We start from the raw sequence: 25,349 nt of genomic DNA on the forward strand, positions 1-25,349 counted from the left end.
TAAAAAGATCCCGCCCGGTCGTCTGCGGCAATCAAACCTACCCTTACGGACAGGTGGGTGCCCTGTCGCCGGATTCACGCTTCCTCATCGAACCTCCATGGTCGACCCATGGCGGGGAGGTCTGCAATCCGCCGGAGAACTCCGGGCTCCCGTTGAATGATTAGTAGGATCATATAAACCGCAACAAATCGCGCCGGGCAGGAAGTCTTGCCTGGGAATCTGTCTGTGCTGGGGAATTACTCGATCTCAAACTGGTCGCTCAGGCGCTGCTCAAACAGCTTGCTGACTTCCATCAGAGTCTCGTCATCCTCCACAACGTCCAGATATTCGCCCTCGCTGTCCTCGCCCACGCTCAGGATGACCAGCTGTGCGTCCTCGTTGACATCTTCTTCATCCTCTGCGTATTCGACAACTGCAAGGTAATGCACGCCCTTATGGTCCAGTGCATCAATCACTTCAAACGTGACCTCATTGCCGTCCTCATCCTCAAGAGTCATCAGATCGGGCTGATATTCCTCTTCGGTGTTCGGGTTCTTGATCTCTTCTGCCATAAGATACGTTCTCCTGTCTATCCAAACCCAATCAAAGGGATGGTACTCAAATAAAATTACGCACACAGCCCAGGATCTGCTGCGTTCCCGCCGTCCCTTGCTGTGCTTATAGTGTAGCGTTTTTTTGCCTGCTCGTCAAGATGTTTTTCGCACAGAAAATGCACGACAAATTTTCACGCATTTCCCTCTCGCTTCCCGGGCAGAAATATGCTATACTGAATTCTGCGTATCTCCCGCGTGCGGGGGAACTGCTATCAGAATATGAACGGAGGGATCTGTTTATGAATAAGACCCGTGTCCGGCTGGCGGCGCTGCTGCTGGCCGTGAGTTTTGCACTGTCCGGCTGCAGCCTTGTGAAAAACATCGGCGGCAGCAGCGGAGCCGGAACAAAGACCATCACCCGCCCGGCGGTGGAATCGGCCGAGCTGCAGTTCACCCACCCGGCAGCGGGGGAACCCGTGGCGGTGTTCGATACCACGGCGGGTGTGTTCAAGGCCGTGCTCTTCCCGGAGCAGGCCCCGCAGGCCTACGATAATTTTGTGGGTCTGGTGCAGGCGGGCTACTATAACGGCCTGACCGTGACCCGTGTGGAGCAGGATTTTGTGGTGGAGGCCGGGCAGGGAACTGACGGCAAGGGCACCACCATCTGGAACGGCAGCCGCTACCCGGCTGAGGCCACCGACAAGCTCCACCATTATTCCGGTGCCCTCTGCATGGCGGCGGACTCCTCCGGCCAGTGCGCCAGCGTCTTTTATATCATGTCCACTCTGCCCGGCGGGGATTCCGTCACCCAGGAACTCACTGACCAGATGAACAGTGCAGGTTACCGCGCTGAGGTTGTTTCGGCCTACCAGACCGTTGGCGGCGCGCCCTACCTCGACTACACCGATACCGTGCTGGGCCAGGTGTACGAGGGGATGGACGTGGTGGACACCATCGCTCAGGCCGCCGTGGGTGAGAACCAGAAGCCCACGGAAACGATCACCATCAACAGCGTCAGCATTGAGACATATCAGGCGCAGTAACAACTGAAAATGACAAAACCGGCTTTCCCGTGACATTACCCATATAAACGAAAAAGAGGCGCTGAAAAGCGTCTCTTTTTGCTTCCGGTTCAAATTTCGCCGGGGTGCTCCTTGCGCCAGGCGAGGTAATCCTCCAGAATGACCGTGGCGCTGACGGAATCCAGAATGGCCTTGCGGTGGGCACCAAAAGTCCCCACCTCGTCCAGGATATCAGCGGCTTCACAGGTGGACTGCCGCTCGTCCCACATCCGCACGGGCAGGCCGCTCCAGATCTGCAAAGTCTTGCCCAGCTTGCGGCTCTTCTCGGCGCGCTCGCCCTCGGTGCCGTCCATGTTGAGCGGCAGGCCCACCACAATGAGCTCTGCCTTCTGCTCCTGGGCAATGCGGCAGACCTCGGCGGCCACCTTGGGCCGGGCCTTCAGGGTGATCTGGGGGGTGATGGGCGTGGTCAGGAACTCGGTGGGGTCGCAGACCGCAAGCCCCGTGCGGCTGGCACCGTAATCAACTGCTAGAATCTTCATGGGGAAGTGCCCCTCCTGTTTTGCTGTTTTTCCTCAGTTTACCACAGAATAGATTTTTCTTCAATTTTGCGGTACAATAAACTCAATTATTATCCATTGCGCAGGGCTGACCCGATATGCCAAAGGCTCTCCCTTCGGGAGAGCTGGCAAAGCCGCAGGCTTTGACTGAGAGGGTGAGCTCGTTATAGAAAGTGAGAAAACAATGTTACAGCTACTTCTGGGCGGCTCCGGCAGCGGAAAAACAACGCTGCTGTACCAGCGCATCCGCGCCCGGGCCGAAAAAGGGGAAAAAAGCATTCTGCTGGTGCCGGAACAATTCACTTCCAGCACCGAGGGCCGCATCTACCGTGAGCTGGGGGATGCCCTGTCCGGCATGGTGGAGAGTTTTTCTTTTACCAGTCTGGCAGAAAAGATCCTTTCCACCGAGGGCGGCGCGGCGGTGCAGACCCTCTCTGACGCAGGCCGTGCCGTGCTGGTGCGCCGGGCGCTGGAGGAGCTGCAGGACAATGTCCACTATTATCACCGCCACCGGCGCAGTGCGGCTTTTTGCCAGATGGCGGCTCAGACCATCGACGAGCTGAAGAGCGCGGGCCTTTCCGGCCAGCAGCTGGCACAGCTGGCCGGTGCCTGCGGAGCCGAGAGCGGTAAGCTCAGTGAGCTGGCCCTCATCTTTCAGGGCTACGAGACCCTGCTGGCCCGCAGCGGCATGGATCCCTCTGACCGGCTGGAGCTGGCCGGAGCCCGGCTGGAGGAAGCACTGGCCCGGCACAGCCTGCCGGAGTTTCTGCGGGACCGGGCGGTGTTCATTGATGAGTTCGATACCTTCAACGCCCCCAAAAAGCGGCTGCTGGGGGCTATGCTGGCGGCGCTGCCCAGCGTGACGGTGGCCCTCTGCGATGACGGAGCCCCCCTGCTGCCCGGTGACCTGAGCCTGTTCTCCGGGGCCAAGCAGGTGGCGGCGCAGCTGCGCCAGCTGGCCCGGAAAAACGGGGCAGAGGTGGCCGTTCCGCAGCTGTTGCGCAAGGACCTGCGCCACCGGAACGCCCCGGGCCTTGCTGCAGTGGCAGAGCTGCTGGAGACCGGCAGCTGCACCGCGGATGCCCCGGCGGGCGAGGTGCGGCTTTTTGCCGCGCCCAGCCGGGAGGAGGAGGCCCGTGCCGCTGCCGGTGCCATCCGGCGGCTGATGCGGCAGGGCGTGCGGTGCGGAAAGATCGCTGTGGTCTGCCGCGATATCGCCAAGTATCGTGCCGCTGTCCGGTATGAATTCCGGATGGCGGAGATCCCTCTGTACTGCGATGAACCCACCACCCCGGAATTCAGCGCCCCGGCCACGGCGGTGCGGGCCCTGCTGGAGATCGCCCGGGGAGCCGACCTGACCGAGAACCTGACCACCCTTGCCAAGACCGGCCTGTGTGCCCTGAGCGAGGAGCAGGTCTGCGCGCTGGAAAACTATGCCTACACCTGGGCCCCCACGGCGGCGGCCTGGCGGGAGAAGTTCGAGCGCAGCCCCAAGGGCTTTGGGGAACAGGAGCTGACCGAAGAAGATCTCCGCAACCGGGAGCAGGCAGAATATGCCCGCGCCCTGCTCGTGGGGGCAGTGGATGCATTCCGGGCCAAGGTGCGCGGGGTCAACGCCGAGGCCATCAGCCGGGCGGTGTATTTCTGCCTGAAAACGCTGGGGGCTGAGGAACAGCAGGCCGCTCAGGTAAAGGCCATCCGCGCGGGCCGGGGCATCCCGGCGGCGGAGGAAGCCGCCCGGGAGTGGAACGTGGTCATGGGGCTGCTGAACGAGATGGCCCATCTGCTGGGGGAGCAGACCGTGACTGTGGCCGAATACGAGGATCTGTTCGGGCTGCTGCTCCGCTCGTCCGACCTGGGGCACATCCCCCAGACCCTGGACGCGGTGGTGCTGGCCAGCGCAGGCAAGATGCGTCTGGACGCGCCGGACTATGTGTTTGTGCTGGGGCTGGCCGAGGGGGAATTCCCGGCCGCGCCCGGCGAGGTGGGTCTGCTGACCCACGCCGACCGCGATGCCCTGATGGCGCAGGAAATCGACCTGCCCGACTGCTTTGAGAACCGTGTGGTGCGTGAGCAGGTCTGCTTCTACAAGGCCCTGACCGCCCCTGCAAAGGGGCTGTGGCTCAGCTGGCCCAAGGGGCAGGGGCAGACCCTCTGCGCTGCGCTGGAACCCCTCGTGGAAGCGCTGGCCCCTGCTGCCCCGGAGCTGGAACTGACGGACCTTGCGGCCACCCCTGCAGATGGGCTGGACTGTCTGGGCGGCGGCTGGCCCCTGACGGAGACCGAGCGCGCCAGCCTGACAGAGGCTCTGCACACCCCCGGCGAGACCGAGCCGCAGGGCCTTGCCCTGCTGCGCCGGATGGCCGACACTGCCCCCCGGCAGGTGCATGACCTGCCTGCGCTGGAAGCGCTGCTGGGGCGGAAGCTGCGCATTTCGCCCAGTCAGCTGGAAAAATATTATACCTGCCGCTACGGCTACTTTTTGCAGTATGTGCTGGGGCTCAGGCCCCGCCGCCGGGCCGAGCTTTCCGCCGACCAGAGCGGTACCCTGATGCACTGGGTGCTGCAGATGGCGCTGGACCCTCACCCCGGCCCGGACAACCCCATGGCGGCGCTGCAGCCCTTTATGGAGCTGGACGATGAGGCCATGGCGAGCCTTGCCGCGCTGCTGGTGGACGAGTACGCCAAACGCTATCTGCCCGAGGATACCGCCCGCTTTGCCTATCTGCTCTCCCGCCTGAAAAAAAGCATGACAAGCCTGCTGCTCTACCTGCGGGATGAGCAGCGGCAGTCCAGTTTCAAGCCCGTGGCCTGTGAGCTGAAGATCGGCCGGGGCGAGGATGCCGTGCCTGCCCAGGTGTATCACCTGTCGGACGGGCGCACCGTCCAGCTGGTGGGCACCGTGGACCGTGCCGACGAGTGGGTGGAGGAGGACGGCACCCGCTGGGTGCGGGTGGTGGACTACAAGACCGGCACCAAAAAGCTGGACCTGAAGGAGGTCTACTGCGGTCTGGACTGCCAGATGCTGCTCTACCTGTTCAGCCTGACCCGGGATAAAAGCGGCCGCTTTACAGGGGCGGAACCGGCGGGTGTGCTCTACCTGCTGGCCGACCCGGCCCCTGAGACCACCACCCGCGAAAAGGCGGCTCACAGTGTGGAATACAAGCTGGACGGTCTGGTGCGGGACGAGCAGAAGCTGTTCGATGCCATGGATGCCGACGAGACCGGCAGATACCTGCCCTTCTCCTATTACAAAGGCGCGCCCAGCCCCTACCAGAAGGACAAGCGGGCAGACATCGCCAAGCTGAACCGCATCCAGCTGCATCTGGATGATCTTGTGACCCGGATGGGCCAGCAGCTCTATGAGGGGCAGATCGCCGCCGAGCCGCTGATCACGGGCCGGAGCCCCTGCCAGTGGTGTGATTACGGATTTGTCTGCTGCCACGAGACCGGTATCGGGGAGCGGGCGCTGGAGGCCCCCGCAAAGCCCTTTGAGGCTCCCGGGCAGCCCGAAGAGGGAGAGGAGGAACAGGCATGAGTGAACCCAAGTGGACCCCCGCCCAGCAGGCCACCATCGAGGACCGGGGCGGCGCGCTGCTGGTGAGCGCGGCGGCGGGCAGCGGCAAAACGGCTGTTCTGACCGAGCGGGCTGTCCGGCTCATCACCGACCCGGAGCATCCCGTGGATGCGGACCGTCTGCTCATCGTTACCTTTACCAATGCGGCGGCGGCAGAGCTGCGGGCCCGCATCGGGCAGGCGCTTCTGAAGCGCAGTCAGGCGGAACCCGGCAATGGCGCGCTGCGCCGCCAGCGGATGCTGCTGCAGCGCGCGCCCATCTGCACCATCGATGCCTTCTGTCTGGACCTGCTGCGCAAGCATTTTCAGGCGCTGGATATCCCGCCGGACTTTTCCCCCGCAGACCCCGGCAGTGTGGAGCTCCTGCGGGCCTCTGCCCTGAGCGAGACACTGGAAAATGCCTACCGTGATCCGGATTTCTGTGCCTTTGCCGACCTCTACGGCAAGGGCCGCACCGACCGTGCGGCGGGGGAGACGATCCTGCATGTCTACGATTTTCTGCGCGCCCTGCCCGATTACGACAAAAAGCTGGACGAATTTCTGGCTCCGTGGCAGGAGGAAAATGGTTTTGCTGCCACCTGCTGGCATGATCTGCTGCTGGCCGAAGCTGCCCGCAGTGCCCGGGCGGCAGGGGAGCTGTTCCGCGCTGCGCTGGCTGACTGCCCGGGCGACCGGGAGCAGGAGCTGGCCGATGCCGAGGAAAAGAAAACGCCCTCTGCCCGGGAAAAGGCAAAGAATGCCGTGCTGGAAAAATATACCGATGCACAGGAACGGCTGGACAAGGCTGCCGCCCTGCTGGGCAGGGTGGAACAGCTGGCCGTGGCGGGGGAGTGGACCCCGCTTTACGATCTGCTGACCCCCTATGTGCTGGGCATGGAGGAGCTGCCCGGCCTGAAAGGGATGAAAAAGCGGCTGAACGGCGAACACAAAAAAGTCATCCGCACCCGCGCCGATGAGGGCGCGGCCCTGTTTGCGCAGATCCTTGAGCAGATCCCCTGCAGTGAAGAGGAGGCTGAGGCAGACCGCAGGGCCGCAGAGCCCCGCCTGCGGGCACTGTTCGCGGCGGTGCGGGATTTCGATGCCCGGTTCTCGGCCAAAAAGCGGGACCGGAAACTGCTGGAGTTCAGTGACTTTGAGCATCAGGCCCTCCGCCTGCTCCGTGACCCGGACGGCACCCCCACTGCGCTGTGCGGGGTCATCCGGCAGAACTACGCCGCCGTGATGGTGGATGAATATCAGGACACCAACGCCCTGCAGGATGCCTTGTACCGGTGCCTTGCATCCCCGGCAGGGGACGACCTCTTTCTGGTGGGAGATCTGAAGCAGAGCATCTACCGCTTCCGGCAGGCAGACCCCAGCATCTTCCGGGAAAAACTGGACAGCTGGCCCGCCCTGCCCGGCGGCGCAGCGCGGCCCCGCCCGGCAGAGGGAACCCCCGGCACCGATGCCATGCTGGCGCTGGATGCCAACTTCCGCTCGGCTCCGCAGGTGGTGGAAGGGATCAATTTCCTGTTTGAGCGGCTCATGTCCCCGGAACTCGGTGACACGGCCTACGGCGACGGCCAGCGGCTGGTCTGCGGGGCACCCGGGGAATACACGGGCAGCGTGGAGGCGCATTTCCTGCCCGATGACACCGCCGAAACGGACGCGGGCTGGATCGCCCGGCGCATCGAGGAGATGGTGCAAAGCGGCGAGCCGGTGCGGGACGGCAGTGCCACCCGCCCGGTGCAGTACGAGGACTGCTGCATCCTGCTGGCGGCGCGCATTGATTTTCCAGCCTATGTGGAAGCATTGACTGCCCGGGGGATCCCGGTGTATGCGGATGCCCGCGAAAACCTGCTGGATGCTCCCCACATCCGGCCCCTCATCGCCCTGCTGAAGGTCATTGACAACCCGGCGCAGGATATCTATCTTGCCGCCGCCATGCTGGGCCCGCTGTTCGGTTTCACCGATGACGACCTTGTCCGCCTGCGGGCCAGAGCCGAAGAGATCCAGAAGCAGCAGGGGGAAAACGCCCCCCAGCGCATCAGCCTCTACGGCGCATTGCTGCTCACCGTGAACAGCGGGGAAGACACTCCTTTTACCGGAAAAGTCCGGGCGTTCTATGCCCGGCTGACCGAGCTGCGCCGGATGGCCCGCAGTGCCCCGGCAGAACAGCTGTTGGAGGAGATATTTGCTTCCACCGGCTACCTTGCCGCACTGGGCGTGATGGAAAACGGTGCCCGCCGCAGGGAGGATGCCCGACGGTTTGCCTCCTTCTGCGCCGGGGCCGGTTCCGGCGGCATCTCGGCGCTGGTGCGGGCCATTGACGCTGCGGCGCTGGCAGGCTCCACAGGGCAGGATACCGTGCCCGGCGGCTCCCGCCCCGGCTGTGTGACCGTGATGACCATCCACCGCTCCAAGGGCCTGCAGTTCCCGGTGGTGTTTGTGGCCGACACGGCCCGGCGCTTCAATGCCGCCGATACCCGCCAGCCGGTGCTCCTGCATCGGATATATGGAGCGGGCCTGCGCCTGCGCCCCGAGGAGGGCGAGGGCGCGTACAGGACGGCGGCTTACACGGCGCTCTCCAATGTCCACGCCGCCGAGATGCGCAGTGAGCAGATGCGCCTGCTCTATGTGGCGCTGACCCGCGCGCAGGATAAGCTCATGCTGACCGTGCCGCTGGGCATCGGAAAGACCTCCAACCCCTTTACCAGAGCGGCGGCCTTCCTCGAAGCCGGGGCGGGGCAGACGCTCTGCCGGCAGGCAAACAGCTTTGCCGACTGGCTCCGCGCGGCCCTGCTCGTCCACCCTAACGGCGGCCCTCTGCGCCGGCTGGCCGAGGATCTGGAACTGCCCTTTGCGGATACCGGGAGCACCATTACCCTGACGGTGCAGCAGGCGCTGCCCGAGGGCGTGGAGCCGCCCGACCCGGAACTGGAGGAAAGACCGCTGGCCCAGGCAGACCCGGCCCTGACCGAGGCACTGCGGCAGGGCTTTGCCTGGCAGTACCCTGCGGCGGAGCTGGCCCAAGTGCCCGCCAAGGTCAGCGTGACCGGCATCGTCCACAAGGCAGAGCAGACCACGCTGGAGCGCCCGGGCTTTCTGGCAAAGGACGGCCTGACCGCCGCCGAGATGGGCACGGCCCTCCACGCCTTCCTGGAGCACGCCGATTTTGCGGCTCTTGCGGCGGCAAAGCAGGTGGGTACGCTGGAAACGGCGATCCCCGCCGAGCGTGACCGGCAGGTGGAAGCAAAGCTCACCGCGCCCGAAATTGCGGAGAAGCTGGATGCAGGGCGCATCCGCCGCTTTGTGGAGAGCGAAGCCTTTGCGCGCATCTGTGCCGCAGATGAGGTGCTGCGGGAGCTGGACTTCATCACGGCCCTGCCTGCCGCCGAGGTGCTGACCGCTCAGGGGACTGCCCCCGCCGACAGCGCTGCCGTGGCACAGGCAAAGGTGCTGGTGCAGGGCATCGCTGATCTGGTGCTGGTGTTCCCGAACCACCTGGAGCTGCTGGATTACAAAACGGACCGCCGAAAATCCGAGGACGACTTCCTTGCCGCCTATCGCGCCCAGCTTGACCTCTATGCCCTTGCCATCAGCAAGCGTTTTGCCCCGAAACCGGTGACCTATAAGGGCATCTACTCGCTGGAACTGGGGAAGCTGATCGAGGTCAAGTGATGCTCTGCACGAATATTTTATTGCAAAATCGCGTAAAAGTGCTTGACAGGGCTTTGTGGGTGTGGTAAACTGTTCCGGTAAAGAAAGCAGCTACGGCCTGTGCCGCGCTCGCCTTGTGGGGTCGGAATCCCCGGGCTATACCCAAACACGGTTCGATTCTTTGAACGAACTGCGCTTTTGTGTGAAATTTCGCGCGGCTGTCCTGCAAATGGGCGGCCGCGTTTTCTATGCCAAATATTGCAACACTATGGATTATTGTTTGGAGGTGCATTCATTATCGCTACCGCTGGAAAGTCGAAGGAACTGGAGATCAACGGTCAGATCCGTGATCGTGAAGTTCGCCTGATCGGTGCCGATGGCGAGCAGAAGGGCGTTGTGTCCATTCAGGTGGCCATGCGCGCTGCAGAAGAAGCCGGGCTCGATCTGGTCAAGATCGCACCGCAGGCTACCCCGCCTGTGTGCAAGGTGCTGGATTACGGCAAATACCGTTTTGAACAGCAGAAGAAGGAGAAGGAAGCCAAGAAGAACCAGAAAGTGGTCGAGGTCAAGGAGACCCGCCTTTCGCTCAATATTGACACCAACGACTTCAACACCAAGCTGAACCAGACTGCCAAGTTCCTGGCTGCTGGTCACAAGGTGAAGGCTTCGATCCGCTTCCGCGGCCGTGAGATGGCGCACAGTGCTCTGGGTGCTGACGTGCTGAAACGCTTTGCCGAGGCTCTGCCCCAGGCAAGCATGGATAAGCCGCCGGTGCTTGAGGGCCGCACGATGTCCATTCTGCTGATCCCGAAACCCAATAAGGACTAATTTTAGGAGGAAACTAAAATGGCTAAGATGAAACTGAAGACGCATTCCGGCGCTAAGAAGCGCTTTAAGCTGACCAAGAACGGCAAGATCAAGCGCGGCCACGCATTCCGCAGCCACATCCTGACCAAGAAGACCACCAAGCTGACCCGTGGCTACCGTCAGCCCAACTACGTTGACAAGACCAACGCCGCTACCATCAAGAGCATGCTGCCCTACGCCTAAGTGCGAGCCGCAGGCAAAGACATTCTAAGAGATAACTAAAGGAGATATAAAAAATGGCACGTATCAAGGGCGCAACCATGACTCACAAACGTCGTAAGAAGATGCTGAAGCTGGCTAAGGGCTTCTATGGCTGCAAGAGCAAGCACTTTAAGATGGCCAAGCAGCAGGTCATGAAGAGCGGCAACTACGCTCTGGCTGGCCGCCGCATGAAGAAGCGCCAGTTCCGCAACCTGTGGATCTGCCGCATCAACAATGCAGTTCGTCCCCTGGGCATGAACTACTCCACCTTCATGGCTGGCCTGAAGAAGGCAGGCATCGAGCTGAACCGCAAGATGCTGAGCGAGATGGCCATCAACGATCCTCAGAGCTTTGCTGCTCTGGTCGAGACCGTGAAGAACGCCTGATAAAGACCTGAAAGACGCCCGCGCGTAGTAAAATACGCGGGCGTCCTTTTTGTATATTTTAGTATCTTCTGGAGGACCGCATGGAAAAGATCACCAGCCGGGAAAACGCAAAGATCAAATATGCCTGCCGCCTTGCTTCCAGCGGGGCGTTCCGGCGCAGTGAGGGGAAATTTCTGGCCGAGGGCCGCAAGCTCTGCCCGGAGCTCTGCCGCGGCGCGGCGCTGGAGACCCTGTTCTGCACCGAGGCAGCGTTGGAAAAGTGCCCGGAGCTGGCCGAGCTGCCCGGGGAGCACTATCTGGTGGAGGACCATGTGGCCGATAAGCTGGCCGATGTGGGCACCCATCAGGGCGTGTTCGGCGTGTTCCGCACCCCGGTGCACACGCTGGACGAGGCAAAGACCGGCGGGCGGTATCTGGCGCTTGAGCGGGTGCAGGACCCCGGCAACGTGGGCACGTTGCTGCGCTCTGCCGCCGCGTTTGGCTTTGACGGCGTGCTGCTGAGCGACGGCTGTGCCAGCGTGTTTGCCCCCAAGACCCTGCGGGCCTCCATGGGGGCCGCCGTGCGGGTGCCGGTGATGGAGGTGGGGGCAATGCCTGCCGCCATTGCCGCCCTGCGGGCAAAGAACATCACCTGCCTTGCGGCGGCACTCTATCAGAGCCAGCCCCTGAGCGCGGCCCGGCCCGGCTACCCGGGCGGTGTCTGCGTAGTCATCGGCAGCGAGGGCCAGGGCCTGACGGAAGAGACCATTGCTGCCTGCAGCGGCACTGTGCGCATCCCCATGACCGACCGGGTGGAAAGCCTGAACGCCGGCATTGCGGGCAGCATCCTGCTGTGGCATTTCCGGGAGGAGAGCCTGTGACCGGGCCCGGCTTCGGCCAGACCAGTCTTTTCCCGCCCGAACCGGCCCCCGACCCGCTGCTCTGCTGGCTCTGGCTGGCAAACACGCTGGGGGCGGGCAGCGGCCATGCAGGCCGGGTGCTGGATGTGTTTGGCGGGGCGCAGGAGGCCTGGGAGAACCGGGATTCCGATGCGTTCCGCAAGGCGGTGGGCAGCCCGGCCTTTGCCCGGGCCAACCTGCCCGACAACACCCCGGCGCATTACCGGGCCTTTGCGCGGCGTTGCGCGGCGCGGAATATCCGCATCCTGCCCTATGACGACCCGGATTACCCGCTGGCGTTTTCCCGCATTCCCGATATGCCGCTGGTACTCTACTGCACCGGCGACCCGCTCTGGCTCAATGAGCCGGGGGCTGTGGGGATGGTGGGCAGCCGCAGGCCCACCGAGTACGGCCTGCAGGCGGCGGCAGACCTGGGCAGCGGTCTGGCCAAAAACGGGGCCATCATCGTCAGCGGTCTGGCCGATGGACTGGACAGCGCCGGGCACCGGGCCGCAGTGAAGGAGAACTGCCCCACCATCGGGGTGCTGGGCGTGCCAATTGACCGCACCTACCCGGCCTCCAACCGGGAGCTGCGGAAAAAGATCGAGCAAAAGGGCTGCGTGATCAGCGAGTACCCGCCCGAGAGCGGCCCCGTTGGCCCCAATGGCTTTTTGCAGCGCAACCGGCTCATTGCGGCGCTGTCCTCGGCGCTGGTGGTGGTGGAAGCGCAGGAAAAGAGCGGCACCATGTCCACAGTCAACCATGCCGAGCGGTATGGCAAGCCGGTGTTCGTGGTGCCGGGCAGCATCTACTCGCCCAACTCAGCAGGCACCAATGCCCTGCTGCGGGAGGGCCGGGCCAAAGCCGTCTGCAAACCCGGCGACCTGTCCGGGGTGCTGGGCCTGCGGGGCGCGGCGGCTCCGGCGGCGGTGCGCTCTGCGCCTGACCCCATGAGCGAGACCGAGCGCAGGGTGCTGGCCTGTATCGGCCCCAAGGCAAAGGGCGTGGAGGAGCTGGGCACGGCAAGCGGCCTGCCCACCGGCCTGCTGCTGGGCACCCTGATGAAGCTGGAGTTGGCGGGCCGTGTGACCTGCCTGCCCGGCAAGCGGTATATTCTGCGCTGAACTGCGCAATTTAAGTTGAATGAAACCTCTCAGTCTCGCTGACACTCGCCAGCTCCATTTCGTTGGGTTTTACTACCACTGTCAGGCTGGGAGTTTATAATATAGGAGAAGAGAACCATGGCAAAACTGGTAATCGTGGAGTCGCCGGCAAAGGCGAAGACCATTGGCAAATATCTGGGCAAGGATTACGAAGTCACGGCCAGCATGGGCCACATCCGGGACCTGCCTAAGTCCCAGCTGGGCATCGACGTGGAACATGACTACGCCCCCCAGTACATCAATATCAAGGATAAATCCAAGCTCATCAAGGAGCTCAAGGCAAAAGCCAAGCAGGCCGACGGCATTCTGCTGGCAACCGACCCGGACCGTGAGGGCGAAGCCATCAGCTGGCATCTGGCCAATATCCTGGGGCTGGATCCCCACGAGCCCAACCGCGTGACCTTTGACGAGATCACCAAAAAGGGTGTGCAGAAGGGCATGGCCAATCCCCGTGCCATCGATGAGGACTTGTTCAACGCCCAGCAGGCCCGCCGCATCCTCGACCGTCTGGTGGGCTATAAGCTCAGCCCCTTCCTGTGGCGGAAGGTGCGCCGGGGCCTGTCGGCGGGCCGTGTCCAGAGCGTGGCGGTGCGGCTGATCGATGACCGCGAGAAGGAGATCGAGAACTTCAAGCCCGAGGAATACTGGAACGTGGATGCTACGCTGGGCACCGGCCACAAGAGCTTTACCGCCCGCCTGGCCTCTGACAGCACCGGCAAAAAGCTGCTGCCCAAAAACGAGGCAGAGGCCCGTGCCATCGAAAAGGGTCTGGAGGGTGCCGAGTACACCGTGGGCGAACTGAAAAAAGGCAAGCGGGCCAAGCAGCCCACCCCGGCCTTTATCACCAGTACCCTGCAGCAGGAGGCCTCCCGCCGTCTGGGCTTTACGGCTACCCGTACCATGCGTGCCGCCCAGACCCTGTACGAAGGCGTAGACATCGCGGGCCACGGCACCATGGGTCTGATCACCTATATGCGTACCGACAGCCTGCGCATTTCCGATGAGGCGGTCGCCGCTGCAAAGGAGTATATTGCGGACGCTTACGGCGAACAGTATATCTGCCCCTACAAGCGCACCTGGAAGACCAAGAGCGCGACCGCCGCGCAGGATGCCCACGAAGCCATCCGTCCCTCGGTACCGGGGCTGACCCCTGACGAGGTGGACAAGAGCATCAGCGGCGATACCGCCAAGCTCTACCGGATGATCTGGAGCCGCTTTATGGCCAGCCAGATGGCGGACTGCCAGCAGGATACCGTGAGCGTGACCGTATACGCGGGGGACTACCGCTTCAAGGCCAGCGGCTACACCGTGACCTTTGATGGCTTTACCGTGCTGTACGAGGAAGCCACCGATGAAAAGGAAAAGAAGGAGACCAGCCTGCCCCCGCTGGAACAGGGTCAGCTGCTCAAGCTCAAGGAGCTGAAGAGTGAGCAGAAATTCACCCAGCCTCCCGCCCGCTACACCGAAGCGACCCTGATCAAGGCGCTGGAGGAAAATGGCATTGGCCGTCCCTCGACCTATGCGCCCATCATCACCACCATCATCGACCGCGGCTATGTGGAGCGGGAGCAGAAAAAGCTCAAGCCCACCCTGCTGGGCCGCGCCGTGGACGGCCTGATGCTGGAGCAGTTCCCCCATATCGTGGACGTGGACTTCTCGGCTGAGATGGAGAAGAACCTGGATAAGATCGAGAGCGGCAAGGCCGATTGGCACAAGACCGTGGATGATTTCTATCAGGGCTTTGCCGCCAGCCTGGAACAGGCCGAAAAGAACATGGAGGGCAAGAAGGTCAAGGTGCCGGACGAGCCTTCCAGCGAGGTCTGCGACCTCTGCGGCCGCCCCATGGTCATCAAGGTGGGCAAGTACGGCAAGTTCCTGGCCTGCTCCGGCTTCCCCGAGTGCCGGGGCACCAAGCGTCTGGTCAAGGACACCGGCGGTGTCTGCCCCAAGTGCGGCAAGGGCCGGATGCTGGAGCGCAAGAGCGCCAAGGGCCGCATCTACTACGGCTGCGAGCGCTACCCCGACTGCGACTTTATGACCTGGGATACCCCGGTGCCCACCAAGTGCGAAAAGTGCGGCTCCACCCTGTTCCGCAAGGGCTCCAAGCTCTACTGCGCAAAAGAAGGCTGCGGCTTTGAGATGCCGGTGCCGAAGAAGGACTGATCAAACCTCTCAGTCAATGCTTCGCATTGCCAGCTCCCCTAGTAGGGGAGCCCTTGGCAGGGCGGAAAGTTTTTTCTGACTGCTGGAAGTGCGAGATAAGATAAAGGGATACAACATGAGCAACTATAAAGTTACTGTACTGGGTGCCGGTCTGGCAGGCTGCGAGGCGGCGCTGTGGCTGGCAGGCAAGGGCGTTCAGGTAACGCTCTACGAGCAGAAACCCACCCACTTTTCCCCGGCTCACAAGAGCGCGGGCTTTGCGGAGCTGATCTGCTCCAACAGCCTGAAGGCCGAGCGTCTGGATTCTGCTTCCGGCCTGCTGAAAGAGGAGATGCGCCGGATGGGCAGCCAGCTGCTGGAAGCCGCAGAGGAGGCCCGTGTGGCCGCGGGCGGCGCATTGGCCGTGGACCGGGATGCATTCAGCGCCGCCGTGACCCGGCGGGTGGAGGAGTGCCCCAACATTACCGTGGTGCGGGAGCAGGTGGAGCACATCGATGAGAGTGCACCCATTCTGGTGGCCACCGGCCCCCTGACCGATGGTGCGCTGGCCGACGAGATCGGCCGCCTGACCGGCGATGAGCGGCTCCATTTCTATGATGCCGTAGCTCCCATCGTCACGGCTGAGAGCCTGGATTACAACAAGGTGTTCGCCGCTTCCCGGTACGACCGGGGCGAGGCCGATTACCTGAACTGCCCCTTCAATAAGGCAGAGTATGAGGCTTTCCACGCCGCGCTGGCTTCGGCAGAGCGTGCCCCGCTCCATGCCTTCGATGCCGGTGCGGAGCAGGGGGCGCAGCCCGACCCCGATGCCCACGGCAAAAAGGCGGATACCGTCACGGTCTACGAGGGCTGTATGCCCATTGAGATCATGGCCGCCCGGGGCGCTGATACCATGCGCTTCGGCCCCCTGCGCCCGGTGGGTCTGGTGGACCCCAACACCGGCCACCGCCCCTGGGCCAATGTCCAGCTCCGTGCCGAGAACAAGGAGCGCACCCTCTATAATATCGTGGGCTTCCAGACCAACCTCAAGTGGGGTGAGCAGAAGCGGGTGTTCAGCATGATCCCGGGCCTGGAAAATGCCGAGTTCGTGCGGTACGGTGTCATGCACCGCAACACTTTTCTGGATGCGCCCCGCGTGCTGGATGCGGGCCTGTTCCTGAAGGAGCACCCCAACGTGTTCTTTGCGGGCCAGATCACCGGCTTTGAGGGCTATATGGAGAGCGCCGCCTGCGGCCTGCTGGCAGCCCGGAGCATTTACGCCCGGCTGGAGGGCAGGCAGCTGCCCCCGCCGCCGGTGGATACCATGTGCGGTGCGCTGATCCAGTATCTGACCACTGAGAACAAACATTTCCAGCCCATGGGCGCGAATATGGGCATCCTGCCCCCGCTGCCGGCCGAGAGCCGTCCCCGTGACAAGCGCCTGCGTTACATGGCTGTGGCCCAGCGTGCCGTGGCCAGCTTCCAACAGTGGCTGGATGAAACTGGATTCTAAACGGGAAACGGGCTTGCCCTCTCCGTCATTGCTTCGCAATGCCACCTCTCCCAAAAGGGAGAGGCAACGCATATCCCAGATTCAGCAGGTGCTGACCATGGGCCGCAATCGGCTCTCCCTTTGGGAGAGCTGGCGCGAAGCGCCTGAGAGGGTGAGGACGCTGACCAAGAAAGGACGACGTTTATGAAAATTATCGTTGATATGATGGGCGGTGACAACGCCCCGCTGGCTGTGCTGGAAGGCACCGCACAGGCTGTGAAAGAGTACGGTGTGCAGGTCATCGGCGTGGGCAGCGAGGAGCTGGTGCGCAAGACGGCAGCCGAGCACAATATTCCGCTGGACGGCATCGAGCTGGTCAACTGCACCGAGACCATTGAGATGTGCGATGAGCCTGCAAGGGCCATCCGCAGCAAGAAGGATTCCTCCATCGTGGTGGGTCTGAACCTGCTGAAGGAAGGAAAGGGCGATGCCTTTGTCTCTGCCGGAAGCACCGGCGCGCTCCATGTGGGCGCAAGCCTCATCGTGCGCACCCTCAAGGGCGTAAAGCGCCCGGCCCTGGCCACCATGGTGCCGGCCAAAAACAAGGCCTATCTGCTGCTGGACTGCGGCGCGAACGTGGAGTGCCGCCCCGAGATGCTGGCTGCCTTTGCCGTGATGGGCAGCTGCTATGTCAACAAGGTAGAGGGCCGCACCGCACCCACCGTGGCGCTGGCAAATAACGGTGCCGAGGAGAGCAAGGGCACCCCGATGCTCCGGGAAGCCCACCAGCTGCTCAAGGCAACGCCGGGCATCCGGTTCGTGGGCAACATCGAGCCCCGTGATGTGCCCAACGGTGATGTGGATGTGGTGGTCTGCGACGGCTTTACCGGCAATGTCATCCTCAAGCTGACCGAGGGCGTGGCCAAGATGCTGCTGGGGATGCTCAAGGAGATGTTCCTGGCAAACCTCGGCGGCAAAATCGCCTACCTGCTGCTCAAGAGCGGCGTGGGAAGCCTCAAGCACCAGATGGACAGCGAGGAGTACGGCGGCGCACCCTTCCTGGGCGCAAAGCAGCCGGTCATCAAGGCACATGGCTCCTCCAAGGCCAAGGGCATCAAGAACGCCATCCGGCAGGCCAAGATCTGCGTGGAAAACGACCTGTGCGGCACCATGCAGAGCGCGCTGGATGAGCTGACAACCTCTCAGGCCGACTGACATCGGCCAGCTCCCCTGGCAGGGGAGCCAAGAAAGAACGATTTTTGACATAAAGGGAGTAAGAAATCCATGAGCCATCAGTTGGAAACAATTATTGGTTACAAGTTCAAGAATCCGAAGCTGCTGGAGACGGCGCTCACCCACACCAGCTACGCCAACGAGAGCCGCACGCCGGTGCAGCACAACGAGCGGCTGGAATTTCTGGGCGACAGCGTGCTGCAGATCGTCTCGGCAGATTATCTGTTCCACGCCTACGCCGACCGGCCTGAGGGCGACCTGACCCGCATCCGTTCCAGCCTGGTCAGCGAGGGCGCATTGTTCCAGTTTGCGCAGGAGATCAATCTGGGCGAGTATCTGCGCCTGGGCCGGGGCGAAGAACGCTGCGGCGGCCGCACCCGCCCCAGCGTGGTGTCCGATGCCTTTGAGGCCGTCATCGCCGCCCTGTATCTGGACGGCGGCATGGAGGTGGCAAAGAGCTTCATCCTGCCCTTCATCACAGAGGGCAAGCACGCTGAGGCCGATTACAAGACCCGCCTGCAGGAGATCGTCCAACAGAACCCCGAGGAGCGGCTGAGCTATGTGGTGGAGCAGGAATCCGGCCCCGACCACGACAAACATTTCGTGGTGGCTGTCCGCTTCAACTCCGATAAGGTCGCCCGGGGTGAGGGCCGCAGCAAGAAGATGGCCGAACAGCACGCCGCCCGCGAAGCCCTCAAGCTCCTGGGCGTGATAAAGGAAAAGTAAATGGTATTCAAGGAACTGGAGATCCAGGGCTTCAAGAGCTTTCCCGATAAGGTCAAGATCACCTTTGACGAGGGCGTGACCGGCGTGGTGGGCCCCAACGGTTCGGGCAAGTCGAACCTGTCCGATGCCGTGCGCTGGGTGCTGGGCGAGACCAGCGCCCGCCAGCTGCGCGCCGCCGGAAAGATGGAGGATGTCATCTTTGGCGGCACCCGGCGGCGGGGGGCCATGGGCTTTGCTCAGGTGCGCCTGACGCTGGACAACAGCAGCCACGCGCTGGATGTGGAAGCGGACGAGGTGACCATCGGCCGCAGGTATTACCGCTCCGGCGAGAGCGAGTACAGCATCAACGGGCAGATCTGCCGCCTGAAGGATGTGTATGAACTGCTGCTGGATACCGGCATCGGCCGCGATGGCTACTCGGTCATCGGGCAGGGCCGCATTGCCGAGATCGTGGCGGCCAAGAGCAGCGAGCGCAGGGAGATCTTTGAGGAAGCCTGCGGCATTGCCAAATACCGCTACCGCAAAAACGAGGCCGAGCGCCGCCTTGCCGCTGCCGCCGAGAATCTGGAACGCCTGCGGGATATCCTGGGCGAGCTGGAGGCCCGGGTGGGCCCGCTGGAAAAAGAGAGCGAAAAGGCCCGGAAGTTTCTGGAACTGAGCGCCCGGCGCAAAACGCTGGAAGTGACCCTGTGGACGGACGGCGTGCACCGGGCCAAGGAAGCCGTGCGCCGTCAGGTGCGGGATTACGAGACAGCCCAGGCCGATTATGAGCGGTTCGACCGCCAGACCAAAGCCGCCGAGAGCGAGGCTGAGGAGATCCGGATGCAGGCACAACAGCTGACCATTGCGGTCGAGCGCCTGAATGGGGATATCCGCAGCATCACCGAGCAGATCAGCGGCAGCGAGAGCCGGATCGCCGTGCTGGAAAACGACATTGCCCGCAACGAGGAAAGCTCCGCAGACCTGCGGGCAGAGATCGCCGCCGGGCAGCAGGACAGCACCGAGGCCGCCGCCGCGCTGGAACGCCACCGCGCTGTGGCAAAGAGCATGGAGCTGGCGGGCCGGAAACTGGCCGCAGAGCTGGATGCCCTGAACGATGAGCTGGTGCGCCTGACCCGGGAAAACGACCAGAGCGGTGCCCGCCGGGATACCCTGCGGGGCGAGGTGGCGGCCCTGACGGCCCGGCACACCGAAGCGCAGGTGGCAAAGGCCGCCGCCGAGGCTGCTGCTGAGACGGCCCTGAGCCGTCTGCCTGCGTTGGAAGAAGCTGCCGAGGTGCTGGCTGTCCAGCGGGACGACGCAAAGCAGGATCTGGAGGATACCGTGCGGTACCTCACCACGCTGGCCGAGAATGAGCAGCAGCTCAAAAATATCCGGGCCGGTCTGGAACTCAAACTGAAGAGCCGCCGCGCCGCGCTGGAGGAAGCCGACCGTGCCGAACAGCAGCTGAACCGGGAGCTGGATGCCGCCCGCCAGCGGCTTTCCGTGCTGCGGGAGCTGGAAAAGAACATGGAAGGCTACCAGAACTCCGTCAAGACCGTGATGCGGGCGGCATCCGCCCGGCGGCTGCGGGGCATCATCGGGCCGGTGTCCTCCATCCTGCGGGTGGAGCCGGGCCGGGAGGTCGCCATTGAGACCGCGCTTGGCGGTGCCCTGCAGAACATCGTGGTGGAGAACGAAGCCGCTGCCAAGGCAGGCATCGCCCTGTTGCGGAGCGAGAACGCGGGCCGCGCCACCTTCCTGCCGCTGGACACAGTCCAGCCCGGTGTGTTCCGGGGAAAACTGTCCGGCTCGGCAAGGCTGGCAAGCAGTCTGGTCCAGGCCGATGCACGGTACAGTGACATCGTGTCCAATCTGCTGGGCCGCATCATCGTGGTGGACGATATCAACGAGGCCTCCCGTGTGGCCCGGGACAACGGTTTCCGCAGCAAGGTCGTCACGCTGGATGGTCAGGTGGTCAATGCGGGCGGCAGCTTTACCGGCGGCAGTGTCCAGCGCAGCGCGGGCTTGTTCACCCGCAAGCAGGAGCTGGAGGAGCTGCGGGTCAGGGCTGCGAAATTGCAGAAAGAGTGCCTTGCCGCTCAGGAAAAGACCGACCAGTGCAAACAGCAGGCAGATGCCCTGAACGCAGAGCTGACCGCCGCCAGCAGTGAGCAGATCACTGCCGCCAACGACCGTGTGCGGGCCGAAGCAGAGCGCAAGCGGCTGGAAGCCGCCATGGAGCAGGCCGAGACGGCCCTTGCCGCGCGGCAGAAGGAGATCGACACCCTGAACGCCCAGCTGGCTGACAGCCGGGAAAAGGCCGCGCAGGCCGAAGCACAGGAAGCTGCGCTGGCCGGGGAGATCGAAGCAAAATCGGGCGAGCTGAACCGCATTGCCGAGGGAGACGATGCGTTTCTGACCCGGCAGCGGGCGCTGGCCGAGCAGGTGAGCGCCAAGCGGCTGGAACAGGTGAGCCGCCAGAAGGATGCCGAGCTGGCGCAGGCACAGATCGAAGCGCTGGAACAGCGCACCCGGGATGCCGAGAGCCGGCGGACCTCTCTGGAAGAGAGCCTTGCCGCCCTTGCCGCCCGCAGTGGTGCCTGCCGGGCCGAGATCGAGGCCATCCGCAAGGCCAAGACCGACAGCCGGGCGGAGATCGGAGCGAAGGAAGCCGAGATCCGGAAGGCCACCGAACAGCGGCTTTCCTGCCAGCAGGCCGAGACCGAGGCACTGGCCCGGGCCCGCACTGCTGCCGACAGCCGCGAGGAGATGGGCCGGGAGATGGCCCGTCTGGCCGAGCGGAAAGCAGCCGCTGAGAGCGAATACGATGCCACCGCCGCCAAGCTCTGGGATGAATACCAGCTGACGGTGAGCCAGGCTGAGGAACTTTGCGTGGAGTTCGACAGCCTGCCCGCCCTGCGGGCGCAGGTGGCCGACCTGCGCAACCAGATCCGGGCGCTGGGCAATGTGAACGTCAGCGCCATTGAGGAATATCAGGAGGTCAGGGAGCGGTACGATGCCCTGCGCACTCAGGTGGCCGATGTGGAGGGCAGCAGGAACGAGCTGACGCGGATGATCGCCAGCCTGTCCGGCCAGATGAAGGAGATCTTCACTGACAGCTTCCGGGCCATCAATGAAAACTTTGGCCGCATCTTTGCCGAGCTGTTTGGCGGCGGCGAAGCCAGCCTTGTGCTGGAGGATGAAAGCGATGTGCTTTCCTGCGGCATCGGCATTCAGGTGGCACCGCCGGGCAAAGTCATCAAGAATCTGGAAGCCCTTTCCGGCGGCGAGCAGGCGCTGGTGGCCATCAGCATCTATTTTGCGATCCTGGCCGTCAACCCGGCACCGTTCTGCATCCTGGACGAGATCGAAGCCGCTCTGGATGATGCCAATGTCAGCCGCTTTGCACAGTATCTGCGCCGGGTGAGCGACAAGACCCAGTTCATCGTCATCACCCACCGCCGCGGCACCATGGAGGCCGCCAATGTCATGTACGGTGTGACCATGCAGGAGGATGGCGTGTCGAAATTGCTCAAGCTGGATCTGGAACAGGTTGACGCGACGCTGGTTTCGTAGGTATAATAGATTAAACCTCTCAGTCTCGCTTCGCTCGCCAGCTCCCCTAGTAGGGGAGCCCTTGGCATACCGGGCAGCACTGAGCGCAAATCGTGAAATGGCGGGTTTTGCCATCACGGATAGAAACAGCAAAACAAAGGAGAGAACCAATGGGCCTCTTTGGATTTGGCAAAAAAGAAAAAGATAAGATGAAAGACGGCCTCGAAAAGACCCGTACGGGCTTCTGGGGCAACATTATGAATACCCTCACCGGCAGCAAGATCGATGATGATCTTTACGATGAGCTGGAAGAGCAGCTCATTCTGGCCGATGTGGGCGGTGAAGTGGCCATCAAACTGGTGGACAAGCTGCGGGACCGGGTGAACGAGAAGGGCCTGAAAACCGGTGAGCAGGCCAGCGATGAACTGCGCGACCTCATTGCCGATGAGATGCGCCCCGAAGCTGAGATGGACCTGAGCGGCACGCCTGCCGTCATTCTGGTCATCGGCGTGAACGGCGTGGGCAAGACCACCAGCATTGCCAAGCTGGCCGATTTCTATACCCGTCAGGGCAAAAAGGTCATGCTGGCTGCAGGCGATACCTTCCGCGCCGCCGCCAGCGAGCAGCTGGAGATCTGGGCCGACCGGGCGGGTGTGCCCCTTGTCAAGGCGGGCGAGGGCGCAGACCCCGCCGCTGTCATTTTTGACACGGTCAAGTCGGCCACCGCACGCGGCTATGATCTGGTCATTGCGGATACCGCAGGCCGCCTGCACAACAAGGCAAACCTGATGGCAGAGCTTTCCAAGATCAGCCGCAGTGTCAAAAAGGCCAGCCCCGAGGCCAGTCTGGAGACCCTGCTGGTGCTGGATGCCATCACGGGCCAGAACGCCATCAGCCAGGCCCGGGAGTTCTGCAAGGCGGCAAACGCCACCGGCATCATCCTGACCAAGCTGGACGGCACCGCCAAGGGCGGCTGTGTCGTGGCGGTCAAGCAGCGGCTGGGCCTGCCCGTGCGGTTCATCGGCGTGGGTGAGGGCATTGATGACCTGATCCCCTTTACCCCGGAGGGTTATGTAGAAGAGCTGCTGCCCCGGCAGTGGAAGCATTAAGTGTCGAACGGATCTGCAGTCGAACCTCTCAGGCCGCGCTTTGGCGCGTCCGGCTCCCTTGACAGGGGAGCAAAGTGCAGGAGTTCGACAGGGGCAGAGAGGAGAAAAACATGAAAATTTGTGCAGCGACCGGCAACGCCGGTAAGCTCCGTGAGCTGCGGCGCATTCTGGAAGCGCAGGGCCACGAGGTGGTCAGCCAGAAGGAGCTGGGCATCACCATTGAACCCGATGAGACCGGTACCACTTTTGAGGAAAACGCCCTCATCAAGGCCGAGACCATCTGCAAAGCCAGCGGCCTGCCCACCATCGCCGATGACTCGGGCCTCTGTGTGGATGCGCTGGAGGGTGCCCCCGGCGTGTACAGCGCCCGCTACTGCGGCCGCCACGGCGACGATGAGGCCAACAACGACAAGCTGCTGGAGAATATGCAGGATGTCCCGGCGGAACAGCGCGGCGCAAAATTTGTGGCCGCTGTCTGCTTTATCCTGCCCACCGGCCGGCACCTGACCTGCCGGGGCGAGTGCCCGGGCAAGGTGGCCTTTGCGCGCCTGGCGGGCGATTACGGTTTTGGCTACGATCCGCTGTTCATCCCCGATGAATGCGGTGTGGGCAAAGCGGAAAAGCGCCCCAATACCGAGGGACGCAGCTATGCCCAGCTCACCCCGGACGAAAAGGATGCCATCAGCCACCGCGGTGTGGCGCTGGCAAAGCTGGAAAAAGAATTACCTGAATTTCTGAAATAAAAGGAGAAAAAACTATGTTGACGAGCAAACAGCGCGCCATTCTGCGCGGCAAGGCAAACACCATGGACCCCGTTTTCATCGTGGGCAAGGGTGAGATCGACGAGACCATGATCCAGGGCGTGAAGGACTGCCTGGATGCCCGGGAGCTGATCAAGCTCAAGGTGCTGGAGAGCAGCATGTACAATGCCCGTGAGGCTTCTGTCAAGCTGGCAGAGGCCACCGGTGCCGACTGCGTGCAGGTCATCGGCTCCAAGTTCGTGCTCTATCTGCAGAAGAAAAAAGACAGCGCCTACGCTGACCTGCTGAAATGAGGCTCCTGCTGTACGGCGGCACCTTTGACCCGCCCCACAACGGCCACCTGAATAATCTGCGCGCCGCCGCTGCCCGGGTGCGCCCGGACAGGGTGGTGGTGATGCCTGCGGGGCTTTCCCCCTTCAAGCAGTCCACCGCCGCTTCCGGCAGCGCCCGGGTGGAGATGTGCGCGTGCTTCCGTGCACTGGAAGCGGAGGGGGCTGTCCCGGCGCTGTGTGTCAGCGGCTGGGAGGTGGAGCAGGCCGCGCTGGGCAGGCGCAATTACACGGTGCTCACGCTGGAAATGCTGGCCCGCACCTATCCGGAAGCCGAGCTGTACATGGCCATGGGCAGTGATATGCTGCTGAGCTTTGACAGCTGGCACCGCTGGCAGGAGATCCTGCGGCTGGCCCGGCTGGTGGTCACGAGCCGGAATGTCGGCGACGCGCCGGAGCTTCACGCCAAGGCAAAGCAGATGGACCCCACCGGGGCCCGCATCCTGTTTGCACAGGTCGAGGCTCTGCCCATGGCCAGCAGCAACCTGCGTGCCCGCCTTGCAGCAGGGGAAGCGTGTGAAAATGAACTGCCCGCCCTCGTGCGCCGGGTCATCCGGCGGGAGGGGCTTTACCGGGCAGACAGAGGGGAAAGCGGAAACCATGAATCTGAAACAGGCAAAGGAGCTTGTGCGCGGCCGGTTGAGTGACAAGCGTTACGAGCATACCCTGAACGTGAGAAAAATGGCCGTCAAGCTGGCAAAGCGGTATGGCGTGGATGAGGACAAGGCCGCGCTGGCCGCCCTGCTGCACGATTCGGCCAAGGAGATCAGCAAGGACGAGATGCGCGCCATCATGCGGGCCCACCCGGAACTGGCCGAGGGCGGGGAAGAGCGCCCCACCCCGGTGTGGCACGGCATCTGCGCCGCCATCCTGGCCCGCACCGAGTGGGGCGTGGAGGATGAGGCTGTGCTTTCGGCCATTGCCTGCCACACCGCGGGCAAGCCCGGCATGAGCAGGCTGGATAAGATCGTCTATCTGGCGGATATGACCAGCGCCGAGCGGGACTGGCCCGGGGTGAACAAGCTGCGCAGGCTGGAACTGAAGGATCTGGATCTGGCCATGCTGGCCGCCCTGAAACGGGCCAATGATTTTGTTCTCTCAGAGGGCAAGCCTCTGGACCCCATGTCCAAGGCGGCCTACGATGAGATCAAAGCAGAGGTGGATGCCCGGGCTGCAAAGGCCGGGTGAGCCTGTT

General features: G+C 63.0%; 20 protein-coding genes and 1 other RNA gene. 18 read left to right on the plus strand and 3 right to left on the minus strand.

What is annotated here, in order from left to right:
- Positions 1 to 3 precede the first annotated feature (3 nt).
- Both ssrS and D3F01_RS09950 read right to left on the minus strand, forming a co-directional pair.
- Positions 4 to 207, minus strand: a non-coding RNA gene (gene ssrS / locus D3F01_RS09945) — 6S RNA.
- Positions 208 to 236: 29 nt separating this feature from the next.
- A complete protein-coding gene (locus D3F01_RS09950; RefSeq protein ID WP_005935590.1) occupies positions 237 to 551 on the minus strand; it encodes a DUF1292 domain-containing protein in 315 nt (104 codons plus the stop codon).
- Between the two features lie 281 nt (positions 552 to 832).
- On the opposite strand from D3F01_RS09950, the gene D3F01_RS09955 reads away from it, so the two are divergent.
- Complete coding sequence (locus D3F01_RS09955; protein WP_242888394.1) at positions 833 to 1,576, plus strand: peptidylprolyl isomerase; 744 nt, start codon at positions 833 to 835, stop codon at positions 1,574 to 1,576.
- An 89-nt stretch (positions 1,577 to 1,665) separates the two neighbouring features.
- Here D3F01_RS09955 and ruvX read toward each other — a convergent pair whose 3' ends face one another.
- A complete protein-coding gene (ruvX, locus tag D3F01_RS09960) occupies positions 1,666 to 2,097 on the minus strand; it encodes a Holliday junction resolvase RuvX (RefSeq protein WP_005935569.1) in 432 nt (143 codons plus the stop codon).
- A 202-nt stretch (positions 2,098 to 2,299) separates the two neighbouring features.
- Here ruvX and D3F01_RS09965 point away from each other — a divergent pair, with 202 nt between their 5' ends.
- From D3F01_RS09965 to yqeK, 17 genes are all read left to right on the plus strand, one after another.
- Positions 2,300 to 5,653 carry a PD-(D/E)XK nuclease family protein gene (locus D3F01_RS09965; RefSeq protein ID WP_242888396.1) on the plus strand — a complete coding sequence of 1,118 codons (3,354 nt, stop codon included), beginning with the start codon at positions 2,300 to 2,302 and terminating at the stop codon, positions 5,651 to 5,653.
- Positions 5,650 to 9,351 (plus strand): UvrD-helicase domain-containing protein, encoded by a 3,702-nt coding sequence (locus D3F01_RS09970; RefSeq protein WP_242888399.1) that lies wholly within the window; start codon positions 5,650 to 5,652, stop codon positions 9,349 to 9,351. The genes D3F01_RS09965 and D3F01_RS09970 overlap by 4 nt, the downstream gene beginning before the upstream one ends.
- Before the next feature lie 255 nt (positions 9,352 to 9,606).
- Positions 9,607 to 10,158 carry a translation initiation factor IF-3 gene (gene infC, locus D3F01_RS09975; protein ID WP_005935558.1) on the plus strand — a complete coding sequence of 184 codons (552 nt, stop codon included), beginning with the start codon at positions 9,607 to 9,609 and terminating at the stop codon, positions 10,156 to 10,158.
- An 18-nt stretch (positions 10,159 to 10,176) separates the two neighbouring features.
- A complete protein-coding gene (gene rpmI / locus D3F01_RS09980) occupies positions 10,177 to 10,380 on the plus strand; it encodes a 50S ribosomal protein L35 (protein WP_005935556.1) in 204 nt (67 codons plus the stop codon).
- A gap of 53 nt (positions 10,381 to 10,433) precedes the next feature.
- On the plus strand, positions 10,434 to 10,784 hold the full coding sequence (rplT, locus tag D3F01_RS09985) for a 50S ribosomal protein L20 (protein WP_005935552.1): 351 nt from the start codon (positions 10,434 to 10,436) through the stop codon (positions 10,782 to 10,784).
- A gap of 80 nt (positions 10,785 to 10,864) precedes the next feature.
- Complete coding sequence (locus D3F01_RS09990) at positions 10,865 to 11,644, plus strand: RNA methyltransferase (RefSeq protein WP_242888402.1); 780 nt, start codon at positions 10,865 to 10,867, stop codon at positions 11,642 to 11,644.
- A complete protein-coding gene (gene dprA, locus D3F01_RS09995) occupies positions 11,641 to 12,786 on the plus strand; it encodes a DNA-processing protein DprA (protein WP_242888404.1) in 1,146 nt (381 codons plus the stop codon). Before D3F01_RS09990 ends, dprA begins: the two co-directional genes overlap by 4 nt.
- 117 nt (positions 12,787 to 12,903) lie before the next feature.
- Positions 12,904 to 14,988, plus strand: a complete 2,085-nt coding sequence (gene topA, locus D3F01_RS10000; protein ID WP_223384971.1) for a type I DNA topoisomerase — start codon at positions 12,904 to 12,906, stop codon at positions 14,986 to 14,988.
- Between the two features lie 115 nt (positions 14,989 to 15,103).
- The gene (trmFO, locus tag D3F01_RS10005) at positions 15,104 to 16,480 is read left to right on the plus strand and encodes a methylenetetrahydrofolate--tRNA-(uracil(54)-C(5))-methyltransferase (FADH(2)-oxidizing) TrmFO (protein ID WP_242888415.1); all 1,377 of its coding nucleotides are present in this window, start codon (positions 15,104 to 15,106) and stop codon (positions 16,478 to 16,480) included.
- A 183-nt stretch (positions 16,481 to 16,663) separates the two neighbouring features.
- Positions 16,664 to 17,674 (plus strand): phosphate acyltransferase PlsX, encoded by a 1,011-nt coding sequence (plsX, locus tag D3F01_RS10010; protein WP_097772667.1) that lies wholly within the window; start codon positions 16,664 to 16,666, stop codon positions 17,672 to 17,674.
- A 69-nt stretch (positions 17,675 to 17,743) separates the two neighbouring features.
- Positions 17,744 to 18,418 (plus strand): ribonuclease III, encoded by a 675-nt coding sequence (gene rnc, locus D3F01_RS10015; protein ID WP_005935533.1) that lies wholly within the window; start codon positions 17,744 to 17,746, stop codon positions 18,416 to 18,418.
- Positions 18,419 to 21,976 (plus strand): chromosome segregation protein SMC, encoded by a 3,558-nt coding sequence (gene smc / locus D3F01_RS10020; RefSeq protein ID WP_242888425.1) that lies wholly within the window; start codon positions 18,419 to 18,421, stop codon positions 21,974 to 21,976.
- A 149-nt stretch (positions 21,977 to 22,125) separates the two neighbouring features.
- The gene (gene ftsY, locus D3F01_RS10025; RefSeq protein ID WP_097772665.1) at positions 22,126 to 23,064 is read left to right on the plus strand and encodes a signal recognition particle-docking protein FtsY; all 939 of its coding nucleotides are present in this window, start codon (positions 22,126 to 22,128) and stop codon (positions 23,062 to 23,064) included.
- A 110-nt stretch (positions 23,065 to 23,174) separates the two neighbouring features.
- The gene (gene rdgB, locus D3F01_RS10030) at positions 23,175 to 23,807 is read left to right on the plus strand and encodes an RdgB/HAM1 family non-canonical purine NTP pyrophosphatase (RefSeq protein WP_005932884.1); all 633 of its coding nucleotides are present in this window, start codon (positions 23,175 to 23,177) and stop codon (positions 23,805 to 23,807) included.
- A gap of 14 nt (positions 23,808 to 23,821) precedes the next feature.
- Positions 23,822 to 24,118 carry a YhbY family RNA-binding protein gene (locus D3F01_RS10035; RefSeq protein WP_005932885.1) on the plus strand — a complete coding sequence of 99 codons (297 nt, stop codon included), beginning with the start codon at positions 23,822 to 23,824 and terminating at the stop codon, positions 24,116 to 24,118.
- Entirely contained in the window at positions 24,115 to 24,801 is a 687-nt protein-coding gene (gene nadD, locus D3F01_RS10040; protein ID WP_242888427.1) for a nicotinate (nicotinamide) nucleotide adenylyltransferase, read from the plus strand. Before D3F01_RS10035 ends, nadD begins: the two co-directional genes overlap by 4 nt.
- Positions 24,755 to 25,342: a bis(5'-nucleosyl)-tetraphosphatase (symmetrical) YqeK gene (yqeK, locus tag D3F01_RS10045; protein ID WP_242888430.1), complete on the plus strand. Its 588-nt coding sequence runs from the start codon at positions 24,755 to 24,757 to the stop codon at positions 25,340 to 25,342. Before nadD ends, yqeK begins: the two co-directional genes overlap by 47 nt.
- Positions 25,343 to 25,349: the final 7 nt, after the last annotated feature.

Origin of the sequence: Faecalibacterium sp. BCRC 81149 (assembly GCF_022750605.1) — a bacterium.
Lineage (GTDB): Bacteria > Bacillota > Clostridia > Oscillospirales > Ruminococcaceae > Faecalibacterium > Faecalibacterium duncaniae.